Origin of the sequence: Ferrovibrio sp., assembly GCF_029255545.1 — a bacterium.
Classification (GTDB): domain Bacteria; phylum Pseudomonadota; class Alphaproteobacteria; order Ferrovibrionales; family Ferrovibrionaceae; genus Ferrovibrio.
Genome location: NZ_JANLJJ010000018.1, coordinates 1 through 20,259 on the forward strand (window position 1 = coordinate 1; position 20,259 = coordinate 20,259).

The window sequence follows — 20,259 nt, forward strand, 5'->3', positions numbered from 1 at the left end:
ATCGGCAAGAACATCGTCGGCGTCGTGCTCCAGTGCAACAATTACGAGGTGATCGACCTCGGCGTCATGGTGCCCTGTGCCCGCATCCTGGAAGAAGCGAAAAAACACAAGGTCGACCTCATCGGCCTGTCGGGCCTCATCACGCCGAGCCTGGACGAGATGTGCTATGTGGCCAGCGAGATGCAGCGCGAGGGTTTCTCGTTGCCGCTGCTGATCGGGGGCGCCACCACGTCCAAGGTGCATACGGCGGTGAAGATCGCGCCCAATTACAAGGGCCCGGTGGTCTATGTCACCGATGCCTCGCGGGCGGTCGGCGTGGCCGGCAAGCTGGTCTCGGCCAACGACAAGCCGGCCTATACCGGCGAGATCGCCAACGAATACCAGAAGATTCGCGACATCCATGCCCGCGAGCGCAATACCGGTCCGCGCCAGAGCATTGCCGACGCCCGCCGCAACAAGACCAGATTGGACTGGAGCAGCTATGCCCCGCCACGCCCGGGATTCCTCGGCCTCAAGGTCTTCGAGGATTATCCGCTGGCCGACCTGATCGAACGCATTGACTGGTCACCCTTCTTCGCGTCCTGGGAATTACGCGGCAAATACCCAGACATCCTGCAGGATGCCGTGGTGGGGGAGGCGGCGCGCAACCTGTTCCGCGATGCCCAGGCGATGCTGAAACGCATGGTGGAGGAAAAACCGATCCGTGCCTCGGCCGTGATCGGCTTCTGGCCGGCCGCGCAGGTCGGTGATGACGATATCGCGCTTTATGCCGACGAGGCGCAGAGCGAGGAAGTGGCGCGCCTGCATATGCTGCGCCAGCAGATGAAACGTGATGGCAACCGCGCCAATTTCTGTCTGGCCGATTATGTCGCGCCGAAGGAAAGCGGCCTGGCCGATTATGTTGGCGCCTTCGCCGTCACCGCGGGCATCGGCCTGGACGACTGGATCAGACGCGAGTTCACGGCGAAGCATGACGATTACTCCGGCATCCTGGCGCAATCGCTGGCCGACCGCCTCGCCGAGGCCTTTGCCGAGCGCCTGCATGAGCGCGTGCGCAAGGAATTCTGGGGATACGCCGCCGACGAGGCTTTGGGCAACGATGATCTGGTGGCCGAAAAGTATCGCGGCATCCGTCCGGCGCCGGGTTATCCGGCCTGCCCGGACCATACCGAGAAGGCGACGCTGTTCAAACTGCTGGATGCCACCGAGAAGGCCGGCATCACGCTCACCGAAAGCTTTGCCATGTGGCCCTCTGCCGCCGTCAGCGGCTGGTATTTCAGCCACCCGGAGGCGCGCTATTTCGGCATTGGCCGCATCGAGCGCGACCAGGTAGCCGATTATGCCAAACGCAAGGGCATGGATCTCGCCATCATGGAGCGTTGGCTGGCGCCGAATCTGGCCTATGATCCATCGCGTGCGGAAGCCGAGGCGGCGGAGTGAAATTCCGGCTCGCCACCAGGGCCGACCTGCCCGAGATCGTGCGGCTGCTGGCCGATGACCATCTGGGCGGCTCACGCGAGCGCTACATCGATCCGCTGCCCGCTGAATACGGCGCAGCATTCGATGGCCTGCAAAAGATCGGCGCTGAGGTAATCCTGGCGCTGGACGATGCCGGGCACGTCATCGGTTGCCTGCAGCTGCTGGTGCTGCCCGGCCTGGGCAGCCTGGGCAAGCAACGCGCGCAGATCGAAGCGGTGCGCATTGAATCTGCTTTGCGCGGCAAGGGTCTCGGTTCGCAGCTTATTGCCCATGCCATCGCGCGGGCGAGGGAACGCGGCTGCAAGCTGGTGCAGCTCACCTCCGACAACAGTCGCCAGGGCGCGCATCGCCTGTATGAACGGCTCGGCTTCAAGGCCAGCCATGTCGGGATGAAGCTTCCCCTCGGCTGATTCTGTTATGCCGCCCTGGCAACTATTTCCATTTTCCTTCGTTTGACATCTATGCGCATTCCCCGGCCTGTGGGTATTCTACCCAGACCTGATCATGGGCGGCTGAAATGAACGATCCGGATCACAAGACGCCTGACAAAAAAACGCCGTTGCAGCGGGTCGGCGATTTTCTTTTCGGAGCAGAGCAGGCCGACTCAGCACGGGCGCACAAATCGCGGGTGGCCAGTTCTGCCCCCATAACTGGCGTCGTGCAACAGTCAGCCGCGCCGATACCGGCCAGGATGCAGGCGGGCACGCTGCAATTGGTCGGATTGGACCATATCCGCGCAACGCTAGGGACGCAGTGGGAGCTGTGGCGCGATGAGATTCAGGCAATCGTTGAAAACGTGTTCCGGCGTTATCTCGAGCCGGTCGATCCTTATTACAGGATCGACGACGAACGTTTCCTGGTTCTGTTCACGCGCCTGACGCACCAGCAGTCCGAAGCTAAGGCCGAGGCGATGGCGCGGGAGATTGAAAGGCTGATCCTGGGTGAAAGGCCGGGCTGCGACATCACGATCAAGTCAAGGGTCGCGGAGGTTGATCACAGCCTGCTGACCGAAAAGGTCCAGACTCTCGATGAATTGCTGCGTTACGTCGAGTCTGGTGCTTTCGCGGAAGAGATGCAGGACCTGCTCTCATTCGATGAGGTCGGCGACGCACAGGCCGCTGCCGGGGTGGATCCCGGCCGCGTTGGGCCAGGACCCGACCTGACCGATCTCGATCAGTCCCTTGCCGGGCTGTTCCAGAAGATCAGTCCGGCCGCTTATCTGAAGGAATGCAGCATCCGGTTCGATCCGGTTTTTAATGTCAGGCGGCGGATGTTCACCGCTTTCTTGGTTACCCCCCTGTTCCGTGGCGAGCCCGCGCTGGGCGATGACGATCCTCTGGTCGACAATCCGGAGGAGCTGCGCTTCCACCTCGACCGTTATGCCCTGCTGAGCGCCGCGCTGGGGTTGCAGCCGATGCTGCAACAGAACCCAGACGGCATCATGGTCATTCCTGTCCATTGCGAAACCCTGACCGTGGGTCAGACGCGGAATACCTACCTGCAGCGCCTGCGCGAGGTGCCGGCCGGCCTCTACAAACATCTTGCCTTCAGCGTCGTCGGTGTGCCCAGCGGCACGCCGAGCGGCCGGATCGCCGACATTATCTCTTATCTACAGCCGGTTTCGGTCCGGCAATCGGTGCGGGTATCGCCAGATCCTCGATTGATCGACCTCTATCGGTCTGCCGGCTGCCACGCCTTTTCGACGTCAGCCACTGCTTTTGCCGAGCAATCGATCAAGCAGGTCGAGACGATGGCCCTGTTTGCCCGGCGTGCGCGGACCGGGCAGATCGAGGGCGTTTTATACGATATCGACGACAAGGATATGCTGCATCTGGCGGTTGCCACCGGGTTTACCCTGCTGATCGGCGCTGCCGTCGCGCCGGGGCTGATCCAGCCTGGCGCATTGGCCGGGATCGGCAAGAGCCATATCCTCGGGCTGATCGACAGCGCGACCTGAACTGCTGCCCTTTAGCGTCCGCCAGCCACGTCCAGCAGCGCGCCGCTGACATAGCTGCTGGCATCATCCAGCAGCCAGATGATCGCCTCGGCGACTTCCATCGCGGTGCCGGCTCGGCCCAGCGGCGCAGTGGGGCCCAGGCGGGCAGCGCGGTCCGGTTCGCCGGCGCTGGCATGGATTTCGGTTTCGATGATGCCCGGGCGCACGGCATTGACGCGAATACCCTCAGGGCCAAGCTCTTTCGACAACCCGATGGTCAGCGTATCGATGGCGCCTTTTGAGGTGGCATAATCGACAAACAGGTTGGGTGAGCCGAGTTTGGCAGCCACCGACGACAGGTTGACGATCACGCCTCCCTTGCCGCCGCGTCGTAATGACATGCGCCGCGCGGCCTCCCGCGCGCAAAGCACGCTGCCCAGGATATTGGTGTCGAACAGCCGTTTCAGCCGTTCGAGCGGCATATCGGCCAGGTCGGCGGTCGGCGCCACGATGCCGGCATTGTTCACCAGGCCGTCCAGTTTGCCGAAAACTTTCTCCACCGCGTCGAACATGGCGGTCACGTCGGCCTCCACCGCCACGTCGCCCTTGATGGCAATGGCCTTGCCGCCAGCGGCCAGAACAGCCTGCACCGTCTCCTGCGCCGCCGGTTCGTTGCCGGCATAATTCACGCCGACCGACCAGCCGCGTTGGCCGGCCATGATCGCCACCGCCCGGCCGATGCCCCGGCTGCCGCCGGTGATCAGGATTGTTTTCACCATGGGATTTCGCTGCCGTCGTAGTTGAAGAATTTTCCGGTGTCTTTTAGCGCCGCGCCATCGATCACCTGTTTCAGGCCGCTGACGCTGGTTTCCACCGTGATATCGGCGCCCTGGCCGCCCATGTCGGTCTTCACCCAGCCGGGATGCAGCACGATGCAGGTGATGCCGGCGGGTTTGAGGTCCAGCGCCAGGTTATGCATCGCCGCGTTGATCGCGGCTTTCGAGGCGCGATAGACATAGGAGCCGCCGGCGCCGGCGCCGATCGAGCCCATGCGGCTGGAGATGGTGGCGATTTTCGCTGCCCTGGCCTTTTTCAGTGCGGGCAGCAAGGCCAGCGCCATCTTCATCGGCGCCACGCTGTTGACCTGCAGGACTTTGAGATAGGTATCGAAATCGCTGATGCTCAGCGCGCCATCGCGGTTGCCGTAGATGCCGGCGTTGTTCAGCAGCAGGTCGATGGCGGTGTCGGCGTATCCCGCCGCCAGCGTATCCACCGCCGCATAGTCGGTGACCTCCAGTCTCTCGATTGTCACCTTGCCCGGCACGGCCTGCAGGGCGGTGGCGGCCTGCGGGTCGCGGCAGCAGGCGATCACCTGCCAGCCCTCGGCGGCATAGCGCTTGACGAATTCCAGGCCGATGCCGCGATTGGCGCCGGTGATCAGCAGGGTCGGCATGATTTATCTCTCCTCGATCTGGGTCGGCCTGCTCTAGGCTGGCCGCGTTGCCAGCCGGCGATAGACTGGCTGCAGCAGGCCGGGCAGCATGTACATCGGCAGCTGGCCCATGGCGAAGAACACCACCATGTCGAATACCGCGCGGTCGGCCAGCGACACCATTACCAGGCCCATGTTGCAGTTGCCGGTCAGGATGCCGAGCGTCAGCGCCGCCGGCTGGCCGAGCCGGAAGAGATGGCGGCCGACACCATAGCCCAGCGCCTGCAGCAGCAGGTTGGCGATGAAGGCCGATGCCGTGGCCAGGATCACATAGCCCGGCTGGGCCATCAGCTTGGCGGCGACGCCGTCCATGATGGCGATGGCGAACAGCACCAGGGCCACCACCGAGCAGCCATCGATCAGCCGGCTGTTCTCGCGCAGCCACTCGGGCTTCACGCGCCAGCGCACCAGCAGCGCGCCACCGAAGGCGACGCCCACCATCAGCGCCAGCCGGCCCATGAATTCGACCAGGGACATCTGGATCTCGATGTTGAGCAGCATCAGCGCCAGCGGCGGCAGGGTGAAGGGCACCAGGGCGGTGGCGATCACCATGACGATCACCGCCAGCGCGGCATCCAGCCCGAGGATCAGCGCGATCGCCACCGTGCCGGTGATCGGCGGCGCCGCGGCCATCAGCACGATCGCCTCCATCAGTGGGCGCGGCAGGCCGAGCGGCTCAAGCGCGGCGAACACCAGCAACGGACAGGCCAGCAGCAGGAAGGCCACCATCGGCAGCACCAGCAGGGGCCGCTTCGCATAGGCATGGAAGGCGCTCCAGTCCAGCCGCATCAGCGCCATGGTCAGCGGCAGCAGCAGGAACACCACCAGGCCCGGCCGCAGCAGGGCCGCCAGCGGGGGCAGGGCCAGCCCGACCAGCACGCCGCCGAACAGGAATTTGGTGGCATGCCGGCCGATGAAATCGAGCGGGCGGCGCAGCAGGGCCTGCAGGATCATCGCATGATCCCCCGGTCGTCAGGATGCGGACGGGACAGGCATGGGAGGGGGCGGAACGGCATGGCGAAACGGACCGGGTTATCCTTATGAAACCGCAGCATAGCCGCGATGCCATAAGCGGGCGAGGTGACAATTGTGCCAATTGTCATGATACGGAGGGCAGGCTGGTTGACAGGTCAGGAGCAAACATTTAAATACCTGTTTAAATGTTTGCTCCGGAACCCATCCCTGATCACCGCGCCGATCTGCTGGCCGACATGTTCCGCCTGCTGGGCGATCCGAGCCGGCTGAAGCTGGTGCTGATCCTCTGCCGGGGGCCAAGCGCCGCCTCGGCCGCCGCCGCCCGGGCCGGCCTGTCGCCGCAACTCGCCAGCCACCATCTGCGCCTGCTGAAAGCGGCTCGGCTGGTGCGGGCGATGCGCAAGGGCCGCGAGATCCATTACGACGTTGCCGACGACCATGTGCGCCACATGCTGGCCGACATGGTGGCGCATGTCAGCGAACCGCATCACGATGAGAAAGGCTGAAGCCATGGGTGCTTCCTGTTGCCAGCACGACCATCATCAGCATCACCGCCATGAGCACGATCATGGCGCCGGCAGCCCGCGTTTCGCCCTGTGGATCGCCCTGGTGCTGAATGCGGCGATGTTCGTGGTCGAGATCGGCGCCGGCCTGGCCGCCGGCTCCACCTCGCTGCTGGCCGATTCCGTCGATTTCCTGGGTGATGCCGTCAATTACGCGCTGGCGCTGGCGGTTCTTTCGATGGCGCTGGCCTGGCGCGCCCGCGTTGCCCTGCTGAAGGGGATCGCCATGGGCCTGTTTGGCCTGTGGGTAGCGGGCATGGTGATCCGCCACCTGCTGGCCGGCACAATGCCCGAGGCTTTCACGATGGGCGTGGTCGGCTTTGCCGCCCTGGTGGTGAACGTGACGGTCGCGTTGCTGCTCTATCGCTTCCGCGCCGGCGACAGCAATATGCGCGCGGTGTGGATCTGCAGCCGCAACGATGCGCTCAGCAACATCGCCGTGCTGCTGGCGGCCAGCGGCGTTTTCGCCACCGGCACGCCCTGGCCCGATCTGGCCGTCGCCGCCTTCATGGCCGGCCTGGCGCTCTGGGGCTCGGCCCAGGTGCTGCGCCATGCCCGTGCCGATCTGCGCGCTGCCGCGCCGGCAGCCGGGGCCGCCGACTGAACGGCAAGGGCCTTGAAATCGCCGTAAACGGCTATAGATTTCCCTCCACGTCCGGGCCCCTCTGGCTGCCATGTACGGGATGGCAGCGATGTCGGACGGCTTCTCTTAAAAAGCCCCGCCCAGGATATCTCCATGGATCTCTCGGTTTTCCTCGAACCGGCGGCCCTGCTCGCGTTGGCCGGTCTTGTCGCGCTTGAACTTGTCCTTGCCGTCGACAACCTGATCTTCATCACCATCCTCACGGGTCGCCTGCCGCCCGAGCAGCAGAAAATGGGCCGCCGCCTCGGCCTGCTCGGCGCGGTGATCACCCGCATCATGCTGCTGCTCTCGGCCGCCTGGCTGATCACGCTCACCGCTCCCTGGTTCACGGTATTCGGCGTCGAGATTTCCGGCCGCGACCTGGTGCTGATCCTGGGTGGTCTGTTCCTGATCTGGAAGGCGACCATGGAAATCCATGAGCGCGTCACGCCGAAATCCAGCGACGAGATGGATGAGAACGGCGCCGGCGGCGCCGAGCCCGCGAAGAAGAAATATCCGGCCTTCTGGGCGGTGATCGGCCAGATCGCCGTGCTCGACATCGTCTTCTCGCTGGACAGCGTGATCACTGCCATCGGCCTGTCGCGCCAGATCGAGATCATGGTGGTGGCCGTGCTGCTGTCGGTCGCCATCATGGTGGCTCTGGCCGAGCCGCTGGCCCGCTTCGTCAACAAGAATCCCAACGTGGTGATGCTGGCGCTGTCGTTCCTGGTGATGATCGGCATGGCCCTGGTGGCCGAGGGCTTCGACGTCGAGATCCCCAAGATCATGATCTACGGCGCGATGGGTTTCTCGGTCGCGGTCGAGGCGCTGAACATGCTGTCGCGCCGCGCCCAGCTCAGCCGCACCTTCCGTGGCATCCGCGACCCGGAGGGGCGCGAGGCCGAGTGAAGCCGGCCCGAAACGGTACCCGAAACGTGGAAAGGCGGCCGCAAGGCCGCCTTTCTGCCGCTACTCAGCTCTGTCCGGCCTGAATCACACCGGCCTGAATCACACCGGCCTGAATCACACTGGCCTGGCGCGCTCCGCGATTGCCCGCGTGTCGATGCCTTTGGGCAGGGTGCCGAAGGCATGGCCCCAGTCGCCGCCGAGGCGGCTGGCGCAGAAGGCATCGGCGATGGCCGGTATGGAATGGCGCACCAGCAGGGCGCCTTGCAGGGTCACCATCATCTTTTCCACCACGCGCCGCGCGCGATGCTCGATTTCGCCCAGGTCGTCGAATTCGGTCTTCAGGTCGGCAATGGCGGCATCCAGCCGCCGGTCGCTGCCCCGCGCCGGGTTGAGTTCGGCGAAATAGGCTTCCAGCCCGTCCGGGTTTTTCTGCATCGCGCGCAGCACATCGAGGCACATCACGTTGCCCGAGCCTTCCCAGATCGAGTTGAGCGGGATTTCCTTGTACAGCATGCCCAGCGGGCCTTCATCCACATAGCCGTTGCCGCCATGCACCTCCATGGCCTCGACCACGGCATTGGGCGCGCGCTTGCACACCCAATATTTTACCGCCGGGGTGCAGAGGCGGCGGAAGGCGGCCTCCTGCGGGTCATGGTCAGCCCGGTCGAAGGCGCGCGCCAGCCGCATCGCCAGCATGGTGGCGGCTTCCGATTCCACCGCTAGGTCTGCCACCACATTGGTCATCAGCGGCTGGTCGATCAGGTGACGCTGGAAGGCGCGGCGATGGAACACGTGATGCAGCGCCTGCGACACCGCGCCGCGCAGCAGCCCGGCCGAACCGAGCGCGCAGTCCAGTCGCGTATAGGTGCCCATTTCGATGATGGTGGGCACGCCGCGGCCTTCCTCGCCCAGCAGCCAGCCATGGGCGTTATGGAATTCGACCTCCGACGAGGCATTCGACTTGTTGCCGACCTTTTCCTTCAGACGCTGGATATGGATGGCATTCTTGGATCCGTCGGGCAGCCAGCGCGGCACGAAGAAGCAGCTCAGGCCTCCCGGCGACTGTGCCAGCACCAGATGCGCATCAATCTGCGGGCAGGAGAAAAACCATTTATGCCCGCTGATGATGTATTCCGCGCCGGGACCACCGGCGCCTACCGGCATTGCCTTGGTGGTGTTGGCGCGCACATCCGAGCCGCCCTGCTTCTCGGTCATGCCCATGCCGATCAGCGCGCCGGTTTTCTGCGCCACCGGCTTGTTGGCGGCATCGTATTGCCGGGAATAGATCTTGGGCAGCCATTCGGCGGCAATCGCGGCATCGCGCTTGATCGCCGGTACGCAGCCATAGGTCATGGTGGTGGGGCACTGGCTGCCCGGTTCGATCTGCGCATGCATGATATAGGCGGCCGCGCGGGCCACATGGGCGCCGGCTTTCGGCTCGGCCCAGGGGGCGGAATGCAGGCCCTCGCCAATGATCAGGTTCATGATGCCGTGCCAGGCGGGATGGAATTCCACCTCGTCGCGGCGATGGCCGAAGCGGTCGAACAGTTTCAGCTGCGGCGGAAATTTATGCGCCAGCCGGCCCATTTCGATGGTCTCGGCGTCGCCCAGCCGGCTGCCATAGACGGTGAGGCGGTCCTTCGCCCAGCCGGCGCCATTGCGATCGGCGGCGTCCATCAATGCCCGGTCGGTGGTGAACAGGTTGTAATTCTCCAGCGCGGGCGGCTGGTTCAGTACTTCATGGGTCTCGTAGGCGGCGGTGCTCATGGCGTTCCCTTTCATTCTTATAATTTTCGCGGCGGCATCGGCCCGAGGGCCTGCACGCAGAACAGCGCCAGGCCGTTGATCAGTTTCTCCTGGTCGGTCTTTTTCGCCTGCGGTGCCAGCGGCCCGATCAGGGCCTCGTTCAGCGCGCCGACGATGGCCGAGGCCGTCAGCAGGGCATCCTGCGCGGCGATCTCGCCCGCGCGCATGCCGTCCTCGATGATGCCGATGAAGATGTCGCGATAGGGCAGGCGATAGCGCAAGCGCTCGGCCTCGATCAGCGGGTCGACCGGCTCGGCCAGCAGGGCATAGGCCAGTCGCCGGCCTTTCAGGGCGCGCCGGGCAAACACCTCCACCACGCGGGTCAGCCGCTGGCGCGCCCGCCCGCCCTGGGCGGCTGCCTCGGCGCAGACGTCGATCTCGCGTTGCGAGCCGCGACGGAACACCTCGTCGAACAATTCGGCCTTGGAGGGGAAATAGCGATACAGCGCGCCGGTGCTCAGACCCGCTTCGGCGGCAATCGCCGGAATGCCGGCGCCGCCATAGCCTTCCCGGGCCACCAGCTTCAGGGCAGCCGTAACGATGCGCTCCCGCGTCTCAGCCAGGCGCGCCACCACGGTCTCGGTCCGGCGATAGGCCATCTGCCGTGTCTCCTCCTGCAAAGAAGTGAAACATGTTTCACTTCTTTGGGCAAGCTGAATGACTCAGAACTTCATCGCCAGATTCAGCCGGGCCCGGGTCAGGTAGGGATCGGCCACGCCATCGGTGGCTTCCTGGCTGACGCTGTAGCCGGCCATCAGGGTCATCGCCCGGCTGGCCAGCACCGCCGGTGTCCAGTGCAGCTGCAAATCCAGGCTCTGGCGGCTGCCGGCCAGCGGCAGGGCGCTGCCGGTGCTGAAATCGCGTTTTTCGCTCAGGCCGAATTCATGGTTGGCGGTGAAGGCCAGGTCCTCGCCCAGCGGCAGGCCAATCATCAGGCCGAGGATGTTGAGGTCCTTTTCCTGCTGGTAGCTGTATTCGTTGCGGCGCTGGGCCGAGGCGCCGAGACGCCAGCCGCCGGCGAAATGCCGCGCCAGCGCGATGCGGTGGCGTTCGGTGCTGTTATCCGCGGCCGGATTGCCGGGATGGAACTGCGCATCATAGCCTGACGACAGCGTCAGTGTCAGGTCGCGCGCCAGCGTGGTGGAGATCTGGTTGTCGACGCCGACCCGCCGGCTGGCGCTGCCAGCCAGTTCGCCCCAGTTGATCGCCGCATTCGGATTGACCCGGAAACGGATGCCGTAATCTTCATAGGCAAGGCCGAAGCGGCTGCTGACGGATTTTTCGTCCTGGTCCGCGCCGCTCTCGATCTGGTTCACCGCACTGGCATTGGTGAGCTGCAATCCACCGAATACCGGCAGGTCATAGGCGGCGGAAACCGCGCCGGGCTGCAGGGCGGCCAGCTCCTCGCTGTAGACCCGCAGCTTCAGGTCATCCTCGGCATCGCGGCCGTAGAAGGGTGGCGGGTTGGCGATGCCGGCGATGTCGGTCGGGCCAAAGAGCGGCCGGCGCGCCAGCAGGCGCAGGCCGGCATCGGGATCGAAACTGAGCGGCAAGATGGACTGCGGCAGGGCAGCCGGCAGTATCGGCTCGATGCTGCAATAGGCCGGGGCGGCGGCGCTGGCGAAAAGCGGGCAGTCGGGCAGGGCCTGTTGCGCCACCGCGGCCTGCGCCCACAGGCCATGCATCCACAGGCCAGGCAGCAACAGAAAAAGAATGGCGAATCTGCGGGCCAGGATGCCCCCCACAATGCACGCTGGCGATGGCCGGCATCAGGCGGAGCCATCGACTGCGAAATCCCAATCGCACCTTTAACGCAGATTCCTGTGGCAAGATTGCGGCGCTGCGGTTAGGCAATAGGGGTTGCGCATGAAGGAAACCCGATCCAAGCCATGAAACTGGTGTTCATCTACGGCAAACCCGCCACCGGCAAGCTTACCGTCGCCCGCGAGCTGGCGGCGCTCACCGGCTACAAGCTGTTTCACAACCAGATGACGGTCGACCTGCTGCTGCCGGTTTTCGAATTCGGCAGCCCATCCTTTGTCGAACTGCGCGAACAGATCTGGTTGTCGGTGATCGAGCAGGCGGCAAGGGCACGCCTGTCTGGCCTGATCTTCAACTTCGCGCCGGAGACGACCGTACGGAAGAATTTCATCGACCGCGTCATCGACGTGGTCGCCGGGGCCGGCAGCCGGGTGCATTTCGTCGAGCTGACCTGCCCGATGGACGAGGTCTATCGCCGCATCGACAGCAAATCGCGCCGCAAGACCGGCAAACTCACCTCGCACGAGGATTACAAAAAGCTGGAAGCGGCCGGCGTATTCAGCACGGCGCATATGCCCAAGGCGGACCTGACCGTCGATACGTCGCAGCTGCAGCCGGCCGAGGCCGCCGAAGCAATCCTCAAGGGCCTGCGCCTGCCACGCGCGACGGCCTGAAGGTTATAGCAGAAGCCTGAACGTCCCGTCCGCCAGGCTTTGCCCATTCACCAGGATTTCCAGCTTATGCTCGCCGGCATAATAGCGGCGGGTGGTGATGGGTTTGAGCGAGTGCACCTTGTCCAGTGTCACGGATTCGCCGGGGCCCAGCCGAGGCTTGGCCAGCTTGAACACCTTGGCCTGCAGGCCGCCGCGGGCATTGCGCCAATGGATGGCGTAGTCCACCGATAACCGGGCCGCCTTTTTGCCGTCATGGCGCAGGCTGACGCTGAAGGCCAGCGTGTCGCCCACGCGGTAGCGTTGTTTGGCGATGGCGAAATCCAGTGCGGCGACCGGTGCCCTGTGATCAAAGCCCAGCAGGTCGAGTGCCCGGCGGTCACCCTTCTTCACCAGGGTGCGCAGGCCGTGGCGCACGCTGTCGGCCGTGCCGTCGCGATCCTCGGCCTGCCAGCGTCGGACCGTGGCGATCACGGCGTCGGGATTGTCCTTGGCGATGTCGTTCAGGTTGTTGGCCACTGAGCGGCGCACGGACTCGTGCGGGTCGGCGCGCAGCGTTTCGATGATCTCCAGCACCGGCGCCGGGTCGGCGATGAACCGCTTCAGCCGCAAGCCCCAGGGCAGGCGCGGGCGCAGGCCCTCCGAACACAGCCGTCGCACCGCCCAGTGCGGATCGTCGGTCCAGCCACGCACGGCCTGCATGGCCAGGTCGTAATGCCGTTCCACGTAATAGCGGATATCGAACTCGGCGCTGAAATGCCGCGTCATCTGGCGCAGGGCATCGAGCGATAGCTCGGGATGGTCCAGCCCGTAAGCGCCAACGAAATTCAGTAGCGGCAGATGGCGGAAACCGCCCATGCCGTCGATGCCGCCTGTGTTGTCATCGGGACCCAGGCTGTTCAGCAGGATCTCCAGCGCGTCGGGGTAATCCGGCGGCAGATGGCGGCGCAGGCCATCGGCAATCGCCCGTGCCCGCTGCATCAGCGACAGCGGCGGCAGCACGGCCATCACCGCCTTGCGGAAATGATCGACCGGGAATGCCGGATGGGCCGCGCTCACCCGCTCGGCGATGTCGCCCACGATGGCGCTGTTATAAAAATCCTTCAGGGCGTCGGCCACGGATGGACCCGGGTTGATAGAGACAGTCAAAGTTCCATATATGTTCCTGAATCGCCTGTCCAGCGGTAACCGGCCGAATGGCGAGAATCCCGCAAAGTGATTGGATTTGATGGAAAACGGATCGTGCAGGCTGGCAAGCGGCGGCTTTTGCCGGAAAGCGTCAGGAAAGGCTCAATCACGTCGAAAACCGACGCAAAAGGGTCGAAATAATATCAGTGATATCACTGATATCATTCCGCCGGCTGATCGGGCGAATACTGTTGTAGGCTATTCCGCCTTGCCGAAGCCACCGCCCGAGGGTGTGGAGATGACGAAGACGTCGCCCGGCTGCATGGGCGTCGAGCAGCGGCCTTCCAGCTCGACGCGTTCGCCCGATTTGCGTTCCACCCACTGCCGGCCGGTCTCGCCATTGCTACCGCCCTCCAGGCCAAACGGTGGCACCTTGCGATGCGACGATAGCAGCGTGGCCACCATGTCGGTGAGGAAGCGCATGCGGCGGATGGTGCCGTCGCCGCCCTTGTGCCGGCCCTTGCCGCCCGAGCCGCGCCGGATGCGGAAGCTTTCCAGCAGCACGGGGAAACGGAATTCCAGCACTTCCGGATCGGTCAGGCGCGCATTGGTCATATGCGTGTGCACCGCGTCGCAGCCGTCGAAATCCGGGCCGGCGCCGCTGCCGCCGCAGATCGTCTCGTAATACTGGTAATCGTTGTTGCCGAAGGTGAAGTTGTTCATCGTACCCTGGGCTGCGGCCATCACGCCCAGCGCACCGAAGAGGGCATCGGTGATGCACTGGCTGGTTTCGACATTGCCGGCCACCGTGGCGGCCGGATAGACCGGATCGAGCATCGAGCCTTCCGGGATCACGATCTCCAGCGGCTTGAGGCAGCCGCCATTCAACGGAATGTCGGCATCCACCAGGCAGCGGAAGGCATACAGCACGGCCGCCACGCAGACGGCCTTGGGCGCGTTGTAGTTGGTCGGATGCTGGCCGGAGGTGCCGGTGAAGTCGATCTTGGCGGTGCGGTCCTTGTGATTGACCGTCACTTTCACCTTGATCTCGAACCCGTCATCCATCGGATAGGTGAATGCGCCGTCCTTCAGGCGGCTGATCACCCGGCGCACGGATTCCTCGGCATTGTCCTGCACATGGCGCATATAGGCGCGCACGACATCCAGGCCGAACTGGTCCACCATCTTGCGCAGTTCCTGGGCGCCCTTCTCGCAGGAGGCGATCTGCGCCTTCAGGTCGGCGATGTTCTGCGCCGGATTGCGCGAGGGATATTTGCCCGATTTCAGGATGGCGACGGTTTCGGCTTCCAGGAATTTGCCGCCATCCACCAGCAGCACGTTATCGAGCAGCACGCCTTCGTCTTCCACCGTCTTGCTGTCGGGCGGCATCGAACCCGGCGTGGTGCCGCCGATATCCGCGTGATGCCCGCGGCTGCCCAGGTAGAACAGCACGTCCTGGCCGGCCTTGTCGAAAACCGGCGTGATCACGGTGACGTCGGGCAGATGCGTGCCGCCGGCGTATGGCGCGTTCAGCATGTACACGTCGCCCGGCTTCATCTGGCCGGCGCGTTTGCGCATGATGGTCTTGATACTCTCCGACATCGACCCCAGATGCACCGGCATGTGCGGCGCATTGGCGATCAGTTCGCCATCCAGGTCGAAGATGGCGCAGGAGAAATCCAGCCGTTCCTTGATATTCACCGAATAGGCGGTCTTTTCCAGCACGGAGCCCATCTGTTCGGCGATCGACATGAACAGATTGTTGAAAATCTCCAGCATCACGGGATCGACGTCGGTGCCGATCGCCTTGCGGGCAGGCAAGGCCTCGATGCGCTTCAGCACCAGGTCGCGGCGCTCGGTCAGGCGGGCCTGCCAGCCAGGTTCGAGTACGATGGTGCTGGTCGGTTCGATAACAATCGCAGGCCCCTTGATTGTCTCGCCCGGCCGCAGCGCGGCGCGGTCATAGACCGGCGTGTCGCGCCAGGCGCCGGCCATATAGGCCTTGCGGCTGGCCAGCGTGGGGATCGCGGTCTGGCTACGTGGATCGGTGATCGTCTCGACGGCATCCGGCGCGCGTTCGCCCTGGCCCACCACCTCCACGGCTACGGAGGCGGCGATCAGAGCCTTTTCCGGGCTGATGAAGCCGAAGCGCTGGCGATGCGCCGTCTCGAAGGCGTTTTTGATCGCCGCCATATCGCCGAATTCGATCTCAAGGGCTGAGTCCGAACCGCCATAGCGCACATGCAGCTTGCGGATCACCGTGATCTTCTCAGGTGCCACGCCCTGTTTCAGCATGTCGTTGCGCGACTCGTCCGCCAGCCGGTCGAGTTCCTGCGCCAGGCCGGGCAGGGCGGCGGGCTCCAGCGCCACTTCCGCCGACTTCTCCTTCAGCACACGCTGGTCGGCCAGGCCCATGCCATAGGCCGACAGCACGCCAGCCAGCGGATGCAGCAGCACTTCCGTCATGCCCAGCGCATCGGCCACCAGGCAGGCATGCTGGCCCCCGGCGCCGCCGAAACTGGACAGCACGTATTTGGTCACGTCATAGCCGCGCGCCACCGAGATCTTCTTGATCGCGTTGGCCATGTTCTCGACCGCGATGGCGAGGAAACCTTCCGCCATCTCCTCGATGCTGCGTGTATCGCCGCTTTCGGCCTTCACGCGCGCCTGCAGCTCGGCGAATTTCCGCTTCACCACCTCGGCATCCAGCGGTTGGTCGCCATTGGGACCGAAGACGGCGGGGAAGAAATCGGGCTGCAGCTTGCCCAGCACCACGTTGCAGTCGGTCACGGCAAGAGGCCCGCCGCGGCGGTAGCAGGCCGGACCGGGATTGGCGCCTGCGGAATCCGGGCCGACGCGATAGCGCGCGCCATCGAAATGCAGGATCGAGCCGCCGCCGGCCGCCACCGTGTTGATCATCATCATCGGCGCGCGCATGCGTACGCCAGCGACCATGGTCTCAAAGGCGCGCTCATACTCGCCGGCATAGTGGCTCACGTCTGTCGACGTGCCGCCCATGTCGAAACCGATCACCTTGTCGAAGCCGGCGCGGGTCGAGGTTTCGACCAGGCCAACCACGCCACCGGCCGGGCCGGACAGGATGCTGTCCTTGCCCTGGAAGAAGTTGGCATCGGCCAGGCCGCCATTGGACTGCATGAACATCAGCCGCAAAGCCGTATTGGCGGCATCCAGCTCATCGGCCACCTGGTTCACGTAACGGCGCAGGATCGGCGAGACATAGGCATCCACCACGGTGGTATCGCCACGGCTGACGAACTTGATCAGCGGCGAAACCTGATGGCTGGCCGAGACCTGGGTGAAGCCCAGCTTGCGGGCCATCTCGGCCACCTTGGCCTCATGGGCGGTGTAGCGATAGCCATGCATGAACAGGATCGCCACGCTGCGGATGCCATCGGCATAGGCGGCCTTCAATGCCTTCTCGGCTGCGGCGAGATCCAGCGGAGTCTCGATGCTGCCGTCGTTGCGCACGCGCTCCGGCACTTCCACCACGCGCTCGTATAGCATTTCGGGCAGCACGATATGCAGCGCGAACAGTTTGGGGCGGGTCTGGTAGCCGATGCGCAGCTGGTCGGCGAAGCCCTCGCTCACCAGCAGCAGAACGCGATCACCCTTACGCTCCAGCAGCGCATTGGTCGCCACCGTGGTGCCCATCTTTACGGCGGCAATCCTGCCCTTGGGCAGCGGGTCGCCGGCTTTCAGGCCCAGCAGGTCGCGGATGCCCTGCACGGCGGCATCCTTGTAGCGCTCCGGATTTTCCGACAGCAGCTTGTGGGTGACGATGCCACCATCCGGCTTGCGGCCGACGATGTCGGTGAAGGTGCCGCCGCGGTCGATCCAGAATTCCCACGGGCCGGCGATGGATGCGGGGGAGGCGGTCTGGGTCATCTGAGGAGGCTCCGGAAGGTCGGCCAGGATGGATCAGGGCCAGACGGTTACAAAACGTTGATAAATTGTCAACGTTGGCCGGCGGATTTTCATCACAGCGAGGCGGCGGCCCGGGCGGCCTGGTCGTACATCCCAGACAGGGCCCGCATCAGGTCAGCGATCCGCGACAGGTCAGCCTGGCCTTCTCCGATCTTGGCCTGGCCCATCTGGGGCTGGCCGATCAGGGCATAGGCCTCGCCGAGCAGTTCCTCGCGGATCTTGCGATATTCCAGGCACAGCGCCCGGCCCTTGGCGGTGGTGGAATAGAAGATTTCCTTGCCGCGCCGCTCGCCGCTGACCAAGCCCAGGCGCACCATTTTCTTAAGGCCGTAATTCACCGTGTGGCTGTCCTCGACATTCAGCACCAGGCAGAGATCGGCCAGCCGTTTGGGGCGATCCCGGTGGTTGATGCTGTGCAAAACCATGACGTCCAGCGCGGCCAGGTCGGGCTGCCCGGCTGCCGTCATGCAGCGCACGATCCAGCGCGCGAAGGCATTGCCGCTCATCATCAGGGCGAATTCGAATTCGCTCAGGGCTGTCAGTTTCTCGCTGGCCAGATGGGCCGAGGAGACGATGGGGCGCCGCCGGGGTGCAGGCTTTCCGGTCCTGGCTTTGCCGCTTGCGCCGCTTGTTTTTGATTTTCCCATATTGCTGCCTGTTTGCTGTCCTGACCTGCCGCGAAAGCGGGCAGGCCGCGCCGGCCGGAGGGCTTTCGCATACCCCCCTTGCATGCGGCGCATAACCATACCGGAAAGAAGCGTAGCCCCTGACCGGTCGGGTTTGCTAGGGTCCCCGCCCATGAAGCCCCAGCACCTTGCCCTGATGCTGCTGATCTGCGCCATCTGGGGCTACAATTTTGTCGCCTCTAAGATAGCGGTTTCGCAGTTTCCGCCGGTATTCTTTACCGGGCTGCGTTTTCTTGGCCTCGCCCTGCTGATGGCGCCGTGGCTAAAATGGCAGAAGGGGCAGATGCATCTGGTCCTGCCCGCCGCCCTGATGATGGGGACCCTGCACTTCTCGCTGATGTTCAACGGTATCGCCCTGGCCGACGACGTGTCTGTGGTGGCCGTGGTGGTGCAACTGGGCGTGCCGATTTCCACCCTGATGGCCTGGGGCATGCTAGGAGAGCGCGTGCGATGGAAACGTGGGCTGGGCATCGCTCTGGCCTTTCTGGGCACCATGGTCATCAGTTTCGACACCAGGGTTATGGGTTATCAGGGTGCCATCCTGTTCTGTATCGGCAGCGTGCTGGCCATGTCGTATGGCCAGATTCTCGTACGCCGCATTCGCGGAGTTGATACTTTCACCATGCAGGCCTGGGTCGGCGCGATCAGTGCGCCTAGCCTTTTGCTGATCTCCTTCATGACCGAAAGTGGCCAGGTCGACAGCGCTATGATGGCGGACTGGACACACTGGGCGACGCTCGGCTATGCCGTTCTCGGCGTTTCTCTGATCGGCCATGGCGGCGCCTATTTCCTGCTGCGCCGCTATCCCGTCAGTATCGTGAATCCCGGTTTCACTCTGGCGCCGATCCTGGGTATCGCCTCCGGCATCGTTTTTCTTAACGAGAGCCTGAGCGGCCGGGTGCTGATCGGTTCGGCCATGACGCTTGTGGGCGTTCTGATCGTGACATTGCGTGAGGCGCAGGCGGCAGAGGCACGCGGACTGACGCCCGCCGAGGCGCCAGACAAGATTGTTGGTAAGGTAGCGGGCGAGTAGTCATGCGTCTGATCGATCATCCTTCGCCAAATTTCGACGAGCGCAGCGGGCGCCGTCCGGTCAATATCGTCGTGCTGCATTATACCGGCATGCCGGATGCCGCCGTGGCGTTGCAGCGATTGTCGGATCCGGAATCGAAGGTCAGCGCGCATTACGTGATTGATGAGGACGGTACGGTCTACCGTCTGGTGCCCGAGGATAAGAGGGCCTGGCATGCCGGCGTGTCGTTCTGGCGCGGGGTGCGCGATGTGAATGCGCGTTCGATCGGCATCGAGCTGGTCAATCCGGGTCATGAATTCGGCTATCGCGAATTCCCGGCGGCGCAGATCGACGGCCTGCTGGAATTGCTGGGCGATATCGCCTCGCGACATGAGGTGATGCCAGGCAATTATGTTGGCCATTCGGATATCGCGCCGCAGCGCAAGGATGATCCGGGCGAGCTGTTTCCCTGGCACCGGCTGGCGGCGGCCGGCTTCGGTCGCTGGTGGGCCCCGGATTTCAAGGTTTCGCCGCATGCTCCGGCCCTGCATCCGGGTGATCGCGGCGGCGCCGTGCTGGAACTGCAGGTGGCGCTGGACCGCATCGGTTATGGCATCGAAGGCAGCGGCGTTTACGACCAGCTTACCGAGGCTGTTGTGCGCGCTTTCCAGCGGCATTACCGGCCGGCCCTGCTGGACGGGGTCAGCGATCCGGAAACCACCAGCCTGATCCATCACATCTCGGAGCAGGTCAGCATGCGGCGCGCCTGCACGGATAAAACCGCCTGATCAGGCCCGGTTTCTGCCTTGACGGCGGCGGCGGGCGAGCCTACCTGTGCCCGGTGTCAGACGGCTGGACGGTCGCGGCGCGCTCGTCAGCAATGATGGGGGTGCCGAGGAAAGTCCGGGCTCCACGGAAACACGGTGCCGGGTAACGCCCGGCGGGGGCGACCCCAGGGACAGTGCCACAGAGAGCAGACCGCCATCACGCGCCAATCTTCGGGTTGGAGCCTGACGGTAAGGGTGAAAGGGTGCGGTAAGAGCGCACCGCGCGACCGGTAACGGAAGCGGCACGGCAAACCCCACCGGGAGCAAGACCAAATAGGGATGGCAGCAGGCGCAAGCCTGCGGAGCGGTTTTCGGCTCGCCATCCGGGTCGGTCGCGCGAGGCGTCCGGTAACGGGCGTCCCAGAGGAATGGCCGTCCATCCTACGCGAGTAGGGGGACAGAACCCGGCTTACAGGCCGTCTGGCACCTTTTCCTCGATGAGGCTGG

The 20,259-nt window shown here is 64.3% G+C and carries 18 protein-coding genes and 1 other RNA gene; 10 read left to right on the forward strand and 9 right to left on the reverse strand.

What is annotated here, in order from left to right:
- The 3 genes from Q1J79_RS02590 to Q1J79_RS02600 all read left to right on the forward strand — a co-directional run.
- Nucleotides 1-1,440: vitamin B12 dependent-methionine synthase activation domain-containing protein (locus tag Q1J79_RS02590; protein ID WP_300296099.1), on the forward strand; the 1,440-nt coding region annotated here is incomplete at its 5' end.
- Entirely contained in the window at nt 1,437-1,889 is a 453-nt protein-coding gene (locus tag Q1J79_RS02595) for a GNAT family N-acetyltransferase (protein ID WP_300296102.1), read from the forward strand. The genes Q1J79_RS02590 and Q1J79_RS02595, both read left to right, overlap by 4 nt.
- A 107-nt stretch (nt 1,890-1,996) precedes the next feature.
- The gene (locus Q1J79_RS02600; protein WP_300296104.1) at nt 1,997-3,436 is read left to right on the forward strand and encodes a hypothetical protein; all 1,440 of its coding nucleotides are present in this window, start codon (nt 1,997-1,999) and stop codon (nt 3,434-3,436) included.
- A gap of 11 nt (nt 3,437-3,447) precedes the next feature.
- Here the strand turns inward: Q1J79_RS02600 and Q1J79_RS02605 are convergent, their stop codons facing one another.
- The 3 genes from Q1J79_RS02605 to Q1J79_RS02615 are packed head-to-tail and all read right to left on the reverse strand — an operon-like array spanning nt 3,448 to nt 5,861.
- Nucleotides 3,448-4,194, reverse strand: coding sequence for an SDR family oxidoreductase (locus tag Q1J79_RS02605; RefSeq protein ID WP_300296107.1), 747 nt, complete (start codon nt 4,192-4,194; stop codon nt 3,448-3,450).
- The gene (locus Q1J79_RS02610; protein WP_300296110.1) at nt 4,188-4,868 is read right to left on the reverse strand and encodes an SDR family oxidoreductase; all 681 of its coding nucleotides are present in this window, start codon (nt 4,866-4,868) and stop codon (nt 4,188-4,190) included. The genes Q1J79_RS02605 and Q1J79_RS02610 overlap by 7 nt, the downstream gene beginning before the upstream one ends.
- A 33-nt stretch (nt 4,869-4,901) precedes the next feature.
- A complete protein-coding gene (locus tag Q1J79_RS02615; RefSeq protein WP_300296113.1) occupies nt 4,902-5,861 on the reverse strand; it encodes a hypothetical protein in 960 nt (319 codons plus the stop codon).
- 206 nt (nt 5,862-6,067) lie between these two features.
- On the opposite strand from Q1J79_RS02615, the gene Q1J79_RS02620 reads away from it, so the two are divergent.
- The 3 genes from Q1J79_RS02620 to Q1J79_RS02630 all read left to right on the forward strand — a co-directional run bounded on the left by Q1J79_RS02620 (nt 6,068) and on the right by Q1J79_RS02630 (nt 7,976).
- Nucleotides 6,068-6,388: a helix-turn-helix transcriptional regulator gene (locus tag Q1J79_RS02620; protein ID WP_300296116.1), complete on the forward strand. Its 321-nt coding sequence runs from the start codon at nt 6,068-6,070 to the stop codon at nt 6,386-6,388.
- Nucleotides 6,389-6,392: 4 nt separating this feature from the next.
- On the forward strand, nt 6,393-7,049 hold the full coding sequence (locus Q1J79_RS02625; protein WP_300296118.1) for a cation transporter: 657 nt from the start codon (nt 6,393-6,395) through the stop codon (nt 7,047-7,049).
- Between the two features lie 132 nt (nt 7,050-7,181).
- A complete protein-coding gene (locus Q1J79_RS02630; protein ID WP_300296121.1) occupies nt 7,182-7,976 on the forward strand; it encodes a TerC family protein in 795 nt (264 codons plus the stop codon).
- Between the two features lie 114 nt (nt 7,977-8,090).
- Here the strand turns inward: Q1J79_RS02630 and Q1J79_RS02635 are convergent, their stop codons facing one another.
- The 3 genes from Q1J79_RS02635 to Q1J79_RS02645 form a co-directional block, all read right to left on the reverse strand.
- Nucleotides 8,091-9,743: an isovaleryl-CoA dehydrogenase gene (locus Q1J79_RS02635; protein ID WP_300296124.1), complete on the reverse strand. Its 1,653-nt coding sequence runs from the start codon at nt 9,741-9,743 to the stop codon at nt 8,091-8,093.
- 17 nt (nt 9,744-9,760) lie between these two features.
- The gene (locus Q1J79_RS02640) at nt 9,761-10,381 is read right to left on the reverse strand and encodes a TetR/AcrR family transcriptional regulator (RefSeq protein ID WP_300296127.1); all 621 of its coding nucleotides are present in this window, start codon (nt 10,379-10,381) and stop codon (nt 9,761-9,763) included.
- 63 nt (nt 10,382-10,444) lie between these two features.
- A complete protein-coding gene (locus Q1J79_RS02645; RefSeq protein ID WP_300296130.1) occupies nt 10,445-11,527 on the reverse strand; it encodes a hypothetical protein in 1,083 nt (360 codons plus the stop codon).
- A 144-nt stretch (nt 11,528-11,671) separates the two neighbouring features.
- On the opposite strand from Q1J79_RS02645, the gene Q1J79_RS02650 reads away from it, so the two are divergent.
- Nucleotides 11,672-12,217: an AAA family ATPase gene (locus Q1J79_RS02650; protein ID WP_300296132.1), complete on the forward strand. Its 546-nt coding sequence runs from the start codon at nt 11,672-11,674 to the stop codon at nt 12,215-12,217.
- A gap of 3 nt (nt 12,218-12,220) precedes the next feature.
- On the opposite strand, the gene Q1J79_RS02655 is transcribed toward Q1J79_RS02650, so the two are convergent.
- The 3 genes from Q1J79_RS02655 to Q1J79_RS02665 all read right to left on the reverse strand — a co-directional run bounded on the left by Q1J79_RS02655 (nt 12,221) and on the right by Q1J79_RS02665 (nt 17,754).
- On the reverse strand, nt 12,221-13,333 hold the full coding sequence (locus Q1J79_RS02655; RefSeq protein WP_300296135.1) for a DNA alkylation repair protein: 1,113 nt from the start codon (nt 13,331-13,333) through the stop codon (nt 12,221-12,223).
- Nucleotides 13,334-13,600: 267 nt separating this feature from the next.
- Nucleotides 13,601-17,248, reverse strand: coding sequence for a hydantoinase B/oxoprolinase family protein (locus tag Q1J79_RS02660; protein WP_300296138.1), 3,648 nt, complete (start codon nt 17,246-17,248; stop codon nt 13,601-13,603).
- 92 nt (nt 17,249-17,340) lie between these two features.
- Nucleotides 17,341-17,754: a winged helix DNA-binding protein gene (locus Q1J79_RS02665; protein WP_300296140.1), complete on the reverse strand. Its 414-nt coding sequence runs from the start codon at nt 17,752-17,754 to the stop codon at nt 17,341-17,343.
- Here Q1J79_RS02665 and Q1J79_RS02670 point away from each other — a divergent pair.
- The 3 genes from Q1J79_RS02670 to rnpB all read left to right on the forward strand — a co-directional run bounded on the left by Q1J79_RS02670 (nt 17,753) and on the right by rnpB (nt 20,240).
- A complete protein-coding gene (locus tag Q1J79_RS02670; RefSeq protein ID WP_300296143.1) occupies nt 17,753-19,006 on the forward strand; it encodes a DMT family transporter in 1,254 nt (417 codons plus the stop codon). The genes Q1J79_RS02665 and Q1J79_RS02670 overlap by 2 nt on opposite strands.
- Nucleotides 19,007-19,008: 2 nt before the next feature.
- On the forward strand, nt 19,009-19,773 hold the full coding sequence (locus Q1J79_RS02675; RefSeq protein WP_300296146.1) for an N-acetylmuramoyl-L-alanine amidase: 765 nt from the start codon (nt 19,009-19,011) through the stop codon (nt 19,771-19,773).
- 56 nt (nt 19,774-19,829) lie between these two features.
- An RNA gene (gene rnpB / locus Q1J79_RS02680) (RNase P RNA component class A) lies at nt 19,830-20,240 on the forward strand.
- Nucleotides 20,241-20,259: the final 19 nt, after the last annotated feature.